Annotated in this window: 7 protein-coding genes and 1 pseudogene; 4 read left to right on the forward strand and 4 right to left on the reverse strand. The window is 61.6% G+C overall.

Features of this window, described 5'->3' with window-relative positions; translation table 11 throughout:
- Window positions 1-16 precede the first annotated feature (16 nt).
- Window positions 17-1759: a potassium/proton antiporter gene (locus ACF8FG_RS10020; RefSeq protein WP_070384440.1), complete on the reverse strand. Its 1743-nt coding sequence runs from the start codon at window positions 1757-1759 to the stop codon at window positions 17-19.
- A 177-nt stretch (window positions 1760-1936) separates the two neighbouring features.
- Here ACF8FG_RS10020 and ACF8FG_RS10025 point away from each other — a divergent pair, with 177 nt between their 5' ends.
- Window positions 1937-4087 carry a dermonecrotic toxin domain-containing protein gene (locus ACF8FG_RS10025; protein ID WP_070384439.1) on the forward strand — a complete coding sequence of 717 codons (2151 nt, stop codon included), beginning with the start codon at window positions 1937-1939 and terminating at the stop codon, window positions 4085-4087.
- A gap of 42 nt (window positions 4088-4129) precedes the next feature.
- Here ACF8FG_RS10025 and betA read toward each other — a convergent pair whose 3' ends face one another.
- From betA to betI, 3 genes are all read right to left on the reverse strand, one after another.
- Window positions 4130-5827, reverse strand: a complete 1698-nt coding sequence (betA, locus tag ACF8FG_RS10030; protein WP_014592699.1) for a choline dehydrogenase — start codon at window positions 5825-5827, stop codon at window positions 4130-4132.
- 77 nt (window positions 5828-5904) lie between these two features.
- On the reverse strand, window positions 5905-7377 hold the full coding sequence (gene betB / locus ACF8FG_RS10035) for a betaine-aldehyde dehydrogenase (protein WP_003249182.1): 1473 nt from the start codon (window positions 7375-7377) through the stop codon (window positions 5905-5907).
- Window positions 7378-7416: 39 nt separating this feature from the next.
- On the reverse strand, window positions 7417-8073 hold the full coding sequence (betI, locus tag ACF8FG_RS10040; RefSeq protein ID WP_014859113.1) for a transcriptional regulator BetI: 657 nt from the start codon (window positions 8071-8073) through the stop codon (window positions 7417-7419).
- 532 nt (window positions 8074-8605) lie between these two features.
- On the opposite strand from betI, the pseudogene ACF8FG_RS10045 reads away from it, so the two are divergent.
- The 3 genes and pseudogenes from ACF8FG_RS10045 to ACF8FG_RS10055 all read left to right on the forward strand — a co-directional run bounded on the left by ACF8FG_RS10045 (window position 8606) and on the right by ACF8FG_RS10055 (window position 15355).
- Window positions 8606-10140: pseudogene (locus ACF8FG_RS10045) on the forward strand (BCCT family transporter).
- Window positions 10088-10552, forward strand: a complete 465-nt coding sequence (locus ACF8FG_RS10050; RefSeq protein WP_172830944.1) for a hypothetical protein — start codon at window positions 10088-10090, stop codon at window positions 10550-10552. The pseudogene ACF8FG_RS10045 and the gene ACF8FG_RS10050 overlap by 53 nt, the downstream one beginning before the upstream one ends.
- A gap of 117 nt (window positions 10553-10669) precedes the next feature.
- The gene (locus ACF8FG_RS10055) at window positions 10670-15355 is read left to right on the forward strand and encodes a dermonecrotic toxin domain-containing protein (RefSeq protein WP_318077547.1); all 4686 of its coding nucleotides are present in this window, start codon (window positions 10670-10672) and stop codon (window positions 15353-15355) included.
- The last annotated feature ends 96 nt before the right edge of the window (window positions 15356-15451 follow it).

The raw sequence follows: 15451 nt of genomic DNA on the forward strand, positions 1-15451 counted from the left end.
CCGGCTGAAACGAAGTTTAGAGGAACAATCCTGGTCCGGGTCGCGTTCCTTCGGGGAATCTGACGCCTACTTTCTGGATCTTGTTCCCGTCCATGGTTGCCACGGTCCAGATCGTGCCATGCCATTCGACCTGGTCCCCTACTACTGGAGCGCCTCCGACCTTCTGTCGGATGAACTGCGCCAGCGGCATTTTCGCGTCGAGGCCATCGAGCTTCAGGCCATACAACGCTGCCACCGCACCCAGTTCGGCATCGCCTTCGAGCACGAAGTCGCCGAAGAAACGCAGGTCCAGGCCACGCTGTGGCGCCTGGCTGAACAACTTGCCGAGGGCCGGCAGGTTGTGTTCGTGGCCGATCACGCAGAGCATGTCGCCAACTTCCAGCACGGTGCTGCCCGACGGGTGCAGCAGTTGCTCACCACGGAACAGCGCGGCAATCCGCGTGCCTTCGGGCATTTTCAGTTCGCGCAGGGCGGCACCGATGCACCATTTTTCTGCGCCCAGGCGGTAGACGAACATCTCCCACTCGCTGGTGATGTGCACCTCAAGGGCGGAGCGGGAGATCGGCGCCGGGTCTGGCGGAACCGTCACTTTCAGCAGCTTGGCCACCCACGGCAGGCTGGTGCCTTGCACCAGCAGCGATACCAGCACGATGAAGAAGGCCAGGTTGAAGAAAAGCTGGGCGTCTGGCAGGCCCGCCATCAGCGGGAACACCGCCAGAATGATCGGTACCGCGCCGCGCAGGCCGACCCACGAAATGAAGCCCTTTTCGCGGCCATGGAAAGCCTTGAACGGCAACAGGGCCGCGACCACCGACAGTGGCCGCGCCACCAGGATCATCCACAGCGCCAGGCCCAGTGCCGGCAGGGCGATGGGCAGCAGGTCGTGCGGCGTGACCAGCAACCCCAGCACCAGGAACATGCCGATCTGGGCCAGCCAGGCCATGCCGTCGAGCATGTGCAGGATGCCGTGGCGGCTACGGATCGGCTTGTTGCCCAGCACCAGGCCGCACAGGTAAACAGCGAGGAAGCCGCTACCATGCAGGGCGTTGGTCAGCGAGAACATCACCAGGCCGCCGGCCACTACCAGAATGGGGTACAGGCCGCCGGCCAGATTGATACGGTTTACCAGTTGCAGCATCAGCCAGCCGCCGCCCAGGCCCAGCAGCGTGCCGATACCGAACTCACGCAGCAAGTGACCCAGCAGGCTCCAGTGCAGGCCGGTCTCGCCGCTGGCGATCATGTCGATCAAGGTGACAGTGAGGAACACCGCCATCGGGTCGTTGCTGCCCGACTCGATCTCGAGGGTAGCGGAAACCCGCTCGTTCAGGCCTTTGCCGCCGAGCAGCGAGAACACTGCAGCGGCGTCGGTGGAGCCGACGATGGCGCCGATCAGCAGGCCCTGGATCAAGCTCAGGTTGAACAGCCAGGCGGCGATCAGGCCGGTGAGGGCGGTGGTGATCATCACCCCGACCGTGGCCAGCGACAGCGCCGGCCACAGCGCCACGCGGAAGCTTGCCACCCGCGTACGCAGGCCACCGTCAAGCAGGATGACGGCCAGAGCCAGGTTGCCCACCAGGTAGGCGGTTGGGTAATTGTTGAAGATGATGCCGCCACCATCGACACCGGCGACCATGCCGACGGCGAGGATGATGACCAGAATAGGGATGCCCAGGCGCGACGACAGCGAACTGACCAGGATGCTTGCGCCCACCAGCAATGCGCCGATCAAAAACAGGCTGTTGATGGTGCTTGCATCCAAAGGCAGGTACTCCGAGACAGCGGGGAAGGGACGTGGTAGCGCATTTTCCAGCAAAAGCTAGCAGGTCGCGTGCCAATCGATTCTAACCTGAGGCTGACGCAGGCTGTAAAGCGATACCGCATCGTCGCTGCGGCGTGCGGCTGTAATGGTTCGCCCACTGTCAGGCAGCCAAGTGACATGAATGTCAAAGAAACCATTTCTCTCGCCCAGGTGGCCCAGCGCCTGCTCGGGCAATTTCCTGATTTGCACAATCTGGCGCGCCAGGCGGCGGGCCATGTGCTTCGCCGCCAACTGGGGTATTGGCTGGATCCGGACGGGCTCTATTGGCACGAGTTCCAGTCGGCGGTCAGCAGTTCGTTGAGCTTCACCGGCTGGCGCCACAGTGGACCGCCACGACGCTCTTTGAGCCTTACCGAACTGGTCATCCAGCGATTCAGCCCGCAGCAGCAGGCCAGTGCTGACGAGTTGAGTATTTATGGTGGCTTCTACCGGGTGGATGCCAGCCACACAGTCTATGACGAGCGCAACGAAGTGCGGCTCGACCCACAGCAAGTACTGGAGGCGTTCTGGCGGTTGGATTTTGCGGGGCGCTATACCGAGGCACTGAGCAAGTTTCGGTCACGGTATGGCGAAGACTACTGTGTCCTGGCTCGCGCCCGCTTCATTGCTGCTGTGGGCCAATCTGCGTTGAGCAAACCCGAGCGCCAGGCGCTGATGGCGGTGACGGTCGCTGTACCCGCACTGCCAAGTACCGTGCAAGGCCTGCGACAGGCCAGGCAAGCGAATGCCCAATCTGAATGGAATGCACTTGTCATCGGCGGTATCAGCGCCAAGCTCATGTTCTTGCACAAGCTGAAGACTGGCAGGTTGTGCCTCTATCTTGCCGATGCGCAGGCTGTGGTGCAGGTATTCGACGATCGCCATGCGCTTCAGGAGTGGATGGTTGATCAGGCCGCCACGACGGTGGGGCGAGAGCGGCTGGTCAGGCTGTTCGTCGGGGATGGGGTACTGGCGCAGTCGCTACGCCCGCGTTTACGCAATTACTTCAGGTTGCTCGCGCAGTCGCGGGGCGACACCATGATTTCCGGGCCAGCCATTGAAGGGGACCTGTTCGTCCATGTGCGCGATGCGGTCATGGATGATCTGGCCAGCGATGCTCATGAGCGGCTGACTACCAACGCACAACTGCGCAAGGCCGATTGGCTGGCGGGCTTGCAAGCAGCGAGTTTTATAATTGCGCCGATGACGCCGCTTGGCTGGCCAGTGATATTGGCATCGCTCGGTCTGGGCACCGCAAGCCTGGCTCTGCACCTGGACCGGGCAATCAATGGCAAGCAGGCCTGGCGCACAGCAGCATGGTGGTCAGTACTGACGGATATTCTGTTCATTCTGCTTGATATAGCCATGATGCGTGCCAGCGAGCTGTTCACTGATGGCCACGTCCCCCCGCGCGTGGCTGGTCAGGCGCAAGCCTCTGCCGCCAAGGTCGACTGGGGGCTTTACATGGCCCCGGCGGCAGACGAATTGCTGGCTATGTCGGATAAGGCGCTGGCGCGGCAGGAAGCCCTGTTGGGCGCGGTGCCGTGGGCTGATCTCGATGCCGTGGGGCCCAATGGCGAGTATCTGGATGCATTCAGTGAGCCGTACCCCGTCTATCGCGATGAGCACGGCTTTGGCTCGCCCGCCATTGCCGAGTACACCAGCTCGCCGGAGCGCTACAACAACCTGTGGCGGGGAATGCCGCTAGAGGGCACTCGCGCCGGGAATATCCAGCGCAGCCACGACCTTGCCCGCGCACTGGGGCAAATTGGCGTCAGTAATCAGGTGAGGCTGTACCGGGCGGCTTCCAGCCTGCGGGGCACGGGTTTTCAGGTATCTGGTGAGGGTGCCATTGAAGTGGGTGATGTGCTGGTGACCACCGACTTCACGTCATTCACGGAGAACCCCTATGCCCTCTGGGAGGTTTTCAACGACCCGCAGACCCAGGTCAGTGGCCGGAGTGCTTTTGATGAAAATGCGTTGGTGTATGTATTGGAACCGGGCGAAGACATGCAGGCGACGCCCATCGGGCCCTTTTCAAGGCGACCTGATGAAGCGGAGTCTTTGATGATGCCCGGGCGCTACCTGCAAGTGGAAAAGGTGACGGCCGTTCAAGGGCACAATTATCGCTTTACCGAGGTGTGCCTGAAGGCACTGGCGCAGGCGCCAGGCGGGAAGGCCGTGCGTGAAATGCGCACAGGACAGTTGTTCGATCGCCAGGCACTGGCGGGGCGACTGGGCGTCGAGGATGACTCGTTGATGCGCACATTCTTTGCGCTGCCCGCCTGAGCAAACGTGAAAGGGGCCGCTGCGCGGCCCCTGATCAAGGCCTCAGCCTTGCTTCACTTCACGCATCGGCTTGCCTTTCACTGGCGCATCCCCTGCCACGTAGTACTTGGCGGTGCTGCGTGGCAGTGGCTTGCGACCACGGATCTTGTCCGAAATCTTTTCGGCAATCATGATCGTGGTGGCATTGAGGTTACCGGTGATGATCAGCGGCATGATCGACGCGTCGACCACGCGCAGGCCCTGCATGCCATGCACGCGGCCTTCGCCATCGACCACTGCCATGTCGTCGGTGCCCATCTTGCACGAGCAAGACGGGTGGAAGGCGGTTTCGGCGTGCTCGCGGATGAACTTGTCCAGTTCTTCGTCGGTTTGCACGTGGGCGCCCGGGCTGATTTCGCGGCCACGGTACGGGTCCAGCGCCGGCTGGGCCATGATTTCACGGGTCAGGCGAATGCCGTCACGGAATTCCTGCCAGTCCTGCTCGGTGGACATGTAGTTGAACAGGATGCTCGGGTGCTGGCGCGGGTCTTTCGACTTGGCCTGGATGCGGCCACGGGCAGGCGAGCGCATGGAGCCCATGTGCGCCTGGAAGCCATGTTCCTTCACGCCATTTGAGCCGTTGTAGTTAATCGCAACCGGCAGGAAGTGGTACTGGATGTTCGGCCACTTGAACTCAGGGCGGGTACGAATGAAACCACCGGCCTCGAACTGGTTGCTGGCGCCGATGCCGGTGCCATTGAACAACCACTCGGCACCGATGGCCGGCTGGTTCCACCACAGCAGCGATGGGTACAGCGATACCGGCTGGGTGCAGGCGTACTGCAGGTAAAGTTCCAGGTGGTCCTGAAGGTTTTCACCAACGCCTGGAAGGTCGTGCACAACCGGGATGTCGAGGCTTTCCAGCAAGGCGCGCGGGCCGACGCCGGAGCGCTGCAGCAGCTGCGGCGAAGCGATGGCGCCAGAGCTGACGATCACTTCCTTGCGGGCGCGGGCTTCCACGCGTTCTTCGCTGTCGCCGACCAGGTAGGTTACGCCTACGGCGCGCTTGCCGTCGAACAGCACGCGGTCGGTCAGGGCGTGGGTGACGATGGTCAGGTTCGGGCGTTTCTTGGCCTGGTCCAGGTAGCCACGGGCGGTGCTGGAGCGGCGGCCGTTCTTGGTCACCGAACGGTCCATTGGGCCGAAGCCTTCCTGTTGGTAGCCGTTGAGGTCTTCGGTACGCGGGTAACCGGCCTGCACACCCGCTTCAACCATGGCGTGGAACAGCGGGTTGTTGCCAGCCTTTGGCGTGGCGACACTGACCGGGCCGTCACCACCGTGGTAGTCGTTAGGGCCGATATCACGGGTTTCGGCTTTGCGGAAGTACGGCAGGCAGTCGAGGTAGGTCCAGTCTTCCAGGCCTGGCAGTTCTGCCCAGCCGTCGAAGTCCATGGCGTTGCCGCGGATGTAGCACATGCCGTTGATCAGCGACGAGCCACCCAGGCCCTTGCCACGGCCACATTCCATGCGGCGGCCGTCCATGTAAGGTTCCGGGTCGGTCTCGTAGGCCCAGTTGTAGCGGCGGCCTTGCAGCGGGAAGGCCAGGGCGGCTGGCATCTGGGTGCGGAAGTCGAAGCGGTAGTCGGGGCCACCGGCTTCCAGCAGCAATACGGTGACGCCGGCGTCTTCGGTCAGGCGGGTAGCCAGGGTGTTACCGGCCGAGCCGGCACCGACGATGATGTAATCGAATTCTTGGGACATGAAAGTACCCTCGTGTTGGCGGTGATCGGGGAGCGGGAACGCCCGTGCGCGGTGGCACGGGCGGGGCTAGACAGGGTTCAGAAAACCGAGTTGTAGCCGCCCAGCTCGACCTGGACCGACTTGATGCGAGTGTATTGAGCCAGCGAGCTGACGCCGTTTTCACGGCCGACGCCCGACTGTTTGTAGCCACCTACCGGCATTTCGGCCGGCGATTCACCCCAGGCGTTGATCCAGCAGATACCGGCTTCGAGCTTGTGGATGATGCGGTGGGCGCGGGTGATGTCGTTGGTGCAGACGCCGGCGGCCAGGCCGTAGTCGGTGTCGTTGGCACGGCGGATCACTTCTTCTTCGGTTTCGTAGGTGAGGATGCTCATCACCGGGCCGAAGATCTCTTCCTTGACGATGGTCATGTCGTCGGTGCAGTCGGTGAACACGGTCGGGGCAACGAAGGCACCTTTGGCGAAGTCACCGGCAGTCAGACGCTCGCCGCCGCACAGCACGCGGGCACCTTCTTCCTTGCCTTTGGCGATGTAGCCCAGCACGCTTTCCATGTGCTGGAAGCTGACCAGCGGGCCGAAGTTGGTGTTTTCGTCTTCCGGGTTGCCAACGCGGATGCGGGCAACGCGCTCGGCGATCTTGGCTTCGAAGGCCGCCTTCATTTCAGCCGGGATGAACACGCGGGTGCCGTTGGTGCACACCTGGCCCGAGCTGTAGAAGTTGGCCATCATGGCGATATCGGCGGCCTTGTCCAGGTCGGCGTCGGCACAGATGATCAGAGGCGACTTGCCGCCCAGTTCCATGGTCACTTCCTTCAGCGAAGAGCTGGAGGCGCTGGCCATGACTTTCTTGCCGGTGGTGGTGCCGCCGGTGAAGGACACTTTTTCGATGCGCGGGTGCTCGGTCAGCCAGGTGCCGACTTCGCGGCCGCTGCCGGTCAGAACGTTGAACACGCCGTTTGGCAGGCCGGCTTCGGTGTAGATCTCGGCCAGTTTCAGGGTGGTCAGCGAAGTGACTTCCGACGGTTTGAAGATCATCGCGTTGCCAGCGGCCAGGGCCGGGGCAGATTTCCACAGGGCGATCTGGATCGGGTAGTTCCAGGCACCGATACCCACGGTCACGCCCAGCGGCTCGCGGCGGGTGTAGACGAAGGACGATTCGCGCAGCGGGATCTGCTCGCCTTCGATGGCCGGTACCAGGCCTGCATAGTATTCCAGCACGTCGGCACCGGTGACGATGTCGACGTAGCGGGTTTCGGAGTACGACTTGCCGGTGTCAAGGGTTTCCAGCATGGCCAGCTCATCGTTGCGCTCGCGCAGGATGTCGACGGCGCGGCGCAGGATGCGCGAACGCTGCATGGCAGTCATCGCAGCCCAGACTTTCTGGCCACGCTCGGCGCTTTCCACGGCCTTCTCGACGTCAGCCTCGGTAGCACGCTGTACGTGGGCGAGGACTTCGCCGGTGGCCGGGTTGATGGCTTCGAAAGTGGCATCGCTGCCAGCGTCGACGTAAGCGCCATCAATGTAGAGTTTTTGCGTTCCGAAACGGGCCATAGTGTCCTCGCAAGTGCAGTGTGTGGTTTGGCTTGCGCGTCATGCTCCTGCCGGGTTGGCAAGGGCCCTGCGCGCATTGTCAGCAGCCTGGTCGTTTGTGCCCAGGGTGTGCTGCTTGGCCAGTTGTAGTTCCATGTATTCGTAAGCAATCCGTATCGCCTGGTCGGTGTCGAATGCATCACCCGACAGGGCGCCACGCAGCCACAAACCGTCGATCAGGGCTGCCAGGCCGCGGGCTGCCTTGCGCGCATGGTAGAGCGGCAGGGCGCGGCGGAACTGGCAGCACAGGTTGGAATACAAGCGGTGGTCGTTGATCCGCTGCAACCTGTGCAAATCGGGCTGGTGCATGCTGGAAGCCCAGAAGGCCAACCAGGTTTTCATTGCCGGGCCGTTTACCTGGCTGGCATCGAAGTTGCCCTCGATGATCACTTTCAGGTGAGCGCGCGGGCTGTCGTCTTTCAGGGCCTGGCGACGTGCTCTGACGCCTTCGTTGAGCATGCTCATGATGTAACCCATCGTCGCTGCGATCAGGCCGTTCTTGTCCCGAAAGTAGTGACTGATGATGCCGTTCGACACACCGGCCAAACGGGCAATCAGCGCAATGCTGGCGTCCCCCAGTCCGACCTGATCGACCGCCTGCAATGTGGCTTCGATCAACTGCTGGCGCCGGATGGGTTGCATACCGACCTTGGGCATCTTGCTATCTCCTCAGGCCTGCGAGCAGACGACAGGCGGCTGACTCGGCGAAGGCCAGTCTATTTTGTTTTGATTGAACGTTCAATCAATAAAGAATAAGCTCTGCGACAATTTGTGCCATTGACAGTTTTTCAGGCGGTCGAGAAGGCACGGATTGACACCCCAGGAAATCGCGTAACCCCCGGAATACAAGGTGTTGACGGGCATGAGCGATGCGAAATGCAGATTCTGCCGTACGGCCATTGGCCCTGCGACAGTCCCTTGGAGCGGGCGGGGTGACCTGTGACGAATGCGCGCACCTCCGTTGAGGCGTGGCATTTTCAGCAGGCCACCTGTCTGTTTTTGGCAACGTATCGATTCGGGATCACGGTTTCCAGGGTTCTTTTATAACACCTGATGCAGTGGGGATATTCCACCAATTGCTCGGGAAAGACTGATTAGCCTCCACAGCCGCACTGCCCGGAGCATTCGTGCAATGAGTTCTGCCTCACTTACCAAGCCCCCCGCCGAGAGGGTACGGGTCAACCGCGTGGTGTTCTTCACCTCCGCGCTGATGATCCTTGTTCTGACTGCCTTGCTGATCGCTGTACCCGAAACCGCCGGCCAGGTGCTGGGCGTGGCCCAAAAGTGGCTGACGCGCACCTTTGGCTGGTACTACATGCTGGTCATCTGCGGATACCTGCTGTTCGTCGTCTACCTGGCTTTCTCCGACTACGGCAGCCTCAAGCTGGGTGGCAAGGACGACCAGCCTGACTTCAGCTACGGCGCCTGGGCCGGCATGCTGTTCTCGTCCGGCATCGGTATTTCGCTGCTGTACTTCGGCGCCTCCGAGCCCCTGGACCACTACTTCAACCCACCGGAGGGCACTCCTGCCAGCCTCGAGGCCGCGCGCCAGGGCCTGCAGCTGACCTTCCTGCACTGGGGGCTGCACGGCTGGGCGATCTATGCCCTGGTCGGCCTGGCCGTGGGTTACTTCGCTTACCGCCACAACCAGCCGCTGGCACTGCGTTCGGCGCTGTACCCGCTGGTGGGCGAGCGTTGGGTCAAGGGCGCTGCCGGCAACGCCGTCGACATCTTCGGCATGTTCGTCACCCTGCTGGGCCTGGTGACCAACCTGGGAATCGGCGCGATGCAGGTGTCGTCCGGCCTGGAATACCTGTTCGGCATGGACCACAGCAAGACCAACCTGCTGGTGGTGATCCTGGTGATGGCTGGCGTGGCTACCGTGGCAGCGGTATCGGGTGTGGAAAACGGCATCCGCCGCCTGTCCAACCTGAACATCATGCTGTTCAGCGGCCTGTTGATCTTCGTACTGCTGGGCGGCGAAACCCTGCACCTGCTCAACGGCTTCGTGCAGAACGTCGGCGACTACCTGAACGGCATCGTGCTGAAAACCTTCGACCTTTATGTGTATGAAGGCGAAGCCGGCAAGTCGGAGCGCTGGCTGGGCCTGTGGACCGTGTTCTACTGGGCCTGGTGGATCTCCTGGGGCCCGTTCGTCGGCATGTTCATTGCCCGTATTTCCAAGGGCCGCACCGTGCGCCAACTGGTGATGGGCGTGCTGCTGATCCCGCTGGGCTTCACCCTGGCCTGGCTGTCGATCTTCGGCAACACCGCACTGGACCTGGTGATCAACCAGGGCGCCGTGGAGCTGGGCAAGACTGCGCTGGAACAGCCATCGATGTCGATCTACCAGCTGCTGGAATACTTCCCGGCAGCCAAGATCGTCATTGGTGTGGCAGTGTTCGTCGGTTTTGTGCTGTTCCTCACGCCGGCCGACTCCGGCGCAGTGATGATGGCCAACCTGTCGTGCACAGGCGGCAAGGTCGACGAAGATGCCCCGCACTGGATGGTGGTGTTCTGGTCTGTGGTGATCACCCTGGTGACCATCGGCCTGCTGTTTGCCGGTAACTTCGAAGCCATGCAGACCATGGTCGTGCTGGCGGGCCTGCCGTTCTCGGTGGTGCTGGTGCTGTTCATGTTCGGCCTGTACAAGGCCATGAAGCAGGACGTGGTGATCGAGCAGGAACGCGCCGAACTGGCCGCCCGTGGCCGTCGCGGCTTTAGCGAGCGCCTGACTCAGCTGGAACTGCAGCCGACCCAGGCCGTGGTGCAGCGCTTCATGGACAAGCAGGTCAGCCCGGCGTTGAAAGAAGCCGCTGCACAGCTGCAGACGCAGGGCTTCGAGGTGGAAACCCGCGTTGGCCAGTCGCGCAACCTGATGGGCTTGCGGGTGATGATGGAAGAAGGCAACCCGTTCGTCTACGAAGTGAGCCTTGACGGCTATATGGCCGCGCCGAGCGAGGCGCCGGTCGAGGGTGAGCCTGAACTGCGCCAGCGCTTCTACCGCGCCGAGGTCTACCTGCATGACGGCAGTCAGGAGTACGACCTGATGGGCTTTGCCCCAGACCAGATCGTGCGTGATGTGCTCGATCAGTTCGAGAGCCATCGCCAGGTCCTTGGCCGCGTCTATAGCTGACAGCGCGGCAGGTCGCCGCACCGCCAGGTGCCGCGGCCTGCCAGCAGCAATATGTAGCACCTGTTTCGATACCATTTCCAGGACGCTTTGTGGTTCATTCCACAACGAGTCCTGGTCATGCCCGCCACTCACGCGCACAACCTCAAACACGCAGTCGCCGCCCAGTTCGCCAGCCGTCCCACGCTCCGCCAGGTCGTAGGTGAACAGGTCATGAAGGTGATCCTGGAGCACTATCCTCTGGTTGGCGTGCATCGCCCTGAAATGACCTCGGCTGCACCGCTGTACCTGATGTCCCTGCAGCCGGATGCTGTCTGGCGCCCTCAGCCGCTGGTGGATGTGGTGCTGCAGGCCCTGCTTGCGGCTAAACCACTGGACCTCGCCCCGGCGGGCGACTACCGCCTTAGCCTGAACCCGCCCCGGCGCTTTTTCGCCATCGAGTCGAGCTTCGAAACGGCTGAGGGCGATTTGATCGACCCCGCGCGCCTGACCGATGGCCTCAACGCGTTGCTGCCAATGCTGCTTTGGCACTTCCAGCAAGCGCAGATCGACTATTGGAACGGCGACGGCATTATCGACCGGGACCTGTGGTTGCAACAGTTGTTGCGCGCCAACCTGCTCGATGGCCTGAAAGACGAAGCGCTGGACGACGAACAACGCAAGCTGCTGCGTGACCTGATGATGGGCAACCGTACCGGGCTCGATGTGCAGCTGGTGCGGGTGGCGTTACGTGAGGGTGAAGACACTTTCCATGAGCTGTTGCCCGGCTTGCTGATTACCGCCTCCAGTGAAGTTCGCGAACTGACACTCTGGTGTTCTCCCGAAGGCCTGGTCCGCAGTTTCGACGCCCAGGCTGCATTCGGCGCGGCGTTGCAGATACAGATGGCTGGACGTTACCGGTTTGATGAGTTGAGCTGGCAGGGCCTGACAGTGGAGGGCGACGCTTTCGCCCTGTACAGCGCCTCGTTGCTGGAAATCTTGCTCGAGCGCGTGGCCCGCCTGCGCTGGAGTGCGATCGACAGCGTCGACCAACTGGAGCACTACTGCCATTTGGCCTGCGACCCCGCATCATTCTTCGCCGAGTTCAGTGACCATGGCACCGGCGGGCTGGGCCTGGCGCTTCCCAAGGGCCTGTCGCGAGCCGATACGGATAGCCAGACCGCCTACCTCCAAGCCATGCTCGACTTGTCGCTACTGCAACAGCGCAGCCCAGCCCAGGGCATTCAGGACGGTCTGCCGGACTTGCACACCTATGCGGCGACGCGCCTGCGCGAAGCGATGCTGCATGACCACCCGGTAGACGCCAATTATTTTCCTGATGACCTTATCCTCACGGTCGAGACCTTTGTCAGTGACGGTCACGGGCTGGGCTTCGGCCAGAAGACCGGTGAAAAGACGTTGACCCTGACGCAGTTGGCGATCGGCCGCCTGGATGCCACCGCAGGAGGGGTGGTGACACACATCGCGCACCGGGAAAACCAGCTGATCATGAAGTGGATGACCATTGATTACGTCCGTGAGCTGGTGCAGCGAGTCGATATCGGCGGCAGTTATCCACGGCATGTTCAGTCGATGCTCGATCGCTCGGCGAGCCGCGCCGAACACATTTCGGCATTCGCCATACGCTGGCGTATCACCCTGATGTTCGATGCCGCGCGGGCGCGTGCGGTCAAGCGGCTCGACAAGTTCGCCTATGGCGCCCTGGCGGAATTCTGTCGTAGCGGCGCGGAAGGGGCAGCCGCTGTGCGGATTGCACCGCTTGCGTTCAAACGCTCGCCGACATCGGAGAGGGTCGACGTGGCGCATGGTTTCTACGTGATCGAAATCATCGAGTTGGGTGTTCATCTGTTGTACTGCCCGCTGTACACCGAAAAGGCGCTGATTCAGTACGACAGCGCTCAGGCACTGCTGGATGCGATCAGCAGCCCGGGGGCTTTGCAGGACAACGTGCTGCTCTGGATCGAGCAAGCTCAGCGCGCGGTCTACGACAATGGTGGCTTCCGGGAGCCGCACCTGCCCCAATGGCTGCTCGACCCTTACACACTCCCGGAGAAACCGCAGCCTGTCCAGTTGGCGCTGCAATTCTGGGCGCAGGACGTAGATCGGCAGATGTTCGAAGCCAAGGGCCGGATGCTGCTGGAGCTGGCGGATCGCAGCGCCATGAGCAACAGCGAGGTGCGCTGGCGGCTGGTCACGGCATTTTCCTGGGAACTGCTGAATGTTGTGTTTCCGGTGTTACCTGGGCCGCTCACCTCCGTTGCCTGGCTCTACATCGGCATGCGCAGCTTGATCAACGATGTGCAGGGACTGGCCAGCTCGCATCTCGACGAGCGCATCCAGGCGATGGTCGATGTGCTGAACAACACCTTGCTGGCGCTGATACACCTGCAGACGCCGAAACTGGCAGCGCCGCCCGTTTCTGGCGACCTGCCGCCAGCGCTGCTCCAGGGGCCACCTGCAGGCACTGGGGTCGAGCTGGCGAACCTTTCCGCAGCAACCCGGGAGCCCAGCGCCTCGGTCGACAGGCTGCAGGCGATGGCCAATACCCACCTGGACTTTTCCTGGCGTGGGGCTGGGGGACTCAACGGCCTGTCGAGTGCCCAGCGCGGCCAAATGCGGGCGTTGGCGGCCAGTATTTCGCTGGAAGGGCGCGAACCGCAGACGCAGGGCGTGACCGCGGGCCTGGTACGGATCGGGGATGATTTCTATGTGTCTCTGAACGGTAGTGTCTACCGAGTCAGCCTTGAGAACGCAGCGTTTCGCATCATTGGTCCGGACGGCACGGTTGGGCCATACCTGATGCGCGACGGCGATATCTGGCACCTCAATAATTCGCGCTTGCGTGGTGGCAGTGGTCGCTCAGGCGAGCTGGCCCGCGAGCGATTGCGCAAGAAGCTGGACGGACCGATCGCCAAGGCTCAGGCCGAGATAGAGCGGCATATCTCGGCCGCGGAGGCAGCTACGAAGGATTTCAACGCGTTGAGTGAGCAGATTGTCGGTTTGCATGATCCGGTAAAAAAAGTCGAGGAACGGTTGCAAAAGGCGCCACCCACCGAGCCGGGCGAACGTGCGCAATTCGAGCAGGCTACCGAGTTGTTCAAGCTTAAGTTCCAGCAGTTGCAAGAGCAGACGAGTAAGCTGCGCAACCAGCGCCTGCCCTTGAACGAGAGATTGTTCCTTAACTATCTCGAGGCCGAACGCAACATTACCTATGTGCTTGACAAGTTGAGCGCCTCGACGCACGTCGGCAGCGTGAGAGATCAACGGATACGCTTGGGCCAAGTTCGCAAGAACCTGATCAGCTTTGGCATGTTCTTCATTGATGAGCTCCTGGCCTTGGGTGGGTTCACGAAATATGACCAACTCACCAACGCGCTCAATGTCGCACCGCCAGAGAAACAGGCCGAGTTGTATGCCAGGTTCCGGACGATGTTGGAGAAGTTGCTTGAAGAGCAGCCCAGGATCATCGATGTCTCCAGCCAGCTGGATCGTCTGTTGGCTGTAACCGATATCGACATGCAAGTGCCTTATGTCAATGCCACCTTGAGCGTCTCGGGCATTATCAGTAATCGCACGACGACTACGGTCAACATCCGGTTTTTTCAGGCCATGGGGCTGGTCGAGCTGGCCCTGCAGTGGCGCAAAGGTGCGTCCACCCAACACTACATGATCTTTCGCGATGCGCTCGCCGGTCATCGTTTGCGGGTGGCCGCGCAGACGCATAATCTGCTGATGTTCTGTGACTTGCCTGTTGCTGAACGTATCGAGGTGCTGCAAAGCGCGTGGGACGAGTACCTTGCGGCGATTCTCAACGCCGAACGGATCAAGAGAATCGGCAGCAAGCTCATCGATGTCCAGCGCCTTGAGGCCTACAAGCAACAGATGGTGCAGCTGAAAACCATAGCCGGTGATGCGCTGGTAGAGGCCATGCGCGAGCAGGCGGCCGGCCAGGCCCGTGGCGCTCGCCGTGCAGTTTATCCACAAAAGAGCCTACAGGTGGCCTACACCCGCGCCGGTCAGATAGTGATTGGCAGCGAAGCGGTGGTCGACGGGCAGCCTGTGTTGGAAGTTGTAGGGGCTCTGAACGAGACGGTGCTGCATCGTTTCCATAAGCAGGGAGACGACTGGGTTGAAGTGGTAGCCCTGGACGAATCTGAATCGGAGCCTCGGTCTTCGACGCCAGACTCCGAAAGCAACAACCGGGAACTGGGCGAGGCAATACTGGCACAGAACGAAAACGTCATCGCCCAGGCCAGAGACCTGGTTGCCAAGGATGCTGACGACAAGGGCCTCATGTCGATACTGGACGGCCAGATCAAAGAAGTGAATGCGCTGCGTGAACAGCTCAGCGATGCCGACGCAGAGCAAGGGCTGCTGGCGCGTATGGACGATGCATTGATTCAACTGCGTCAGGCCCGCCGCGACTGCTTGGTAGAGCTGTACACCAAGACGCGCTATCCAGGTTCCAGAGGGCTGAATTTTCTCCACGAGCAGGGCCTGCTCGACGTGGAGTATGTCGGGCCTCGGCAGGTGGTCTCCGATGGCTATCTGGACGAGTACCGGATCAGCCTGTTGCATGCTCCCGACGAGCCTCGGGTTAAACCCTTGTGGGCCGCGCATTTCCATTTTGCCGACTCGCAGGCGGCGCCAACGGCGTTTGGCAAAGGCCATCTCAAGCTGTGGAGCCAGCGCAAGATGGGGTATCGCGAGCAAATGAAGGCGGCGAGCGAAGGGCAGGTATTGAGTATCTACCGGGGTAACCTGACCTACGCACAGGCCAAAGATGTGATTCCGTTCAACCTCTAACAAACGGCCGGACAGCCTGGTGGCTGCGCCGAGCGAAGCGCCGGCCTACGGTGACCCTGGACTGCGCCAGCGCTTGATAAAGCAATATGTAATGCG

Source organism: Pseudomonas sp. YQ_6, from assembly GCF_043103245.1.
In the GTDB taxonomy this organism is placed as follows: domain Bacteria; phylum Pseudomonadota; class Gammaproteobacteria; order Pseudomonadales; family Pseudomonadaceae; genus Aquipseudomonas; species Aquipseudomonas alloputida.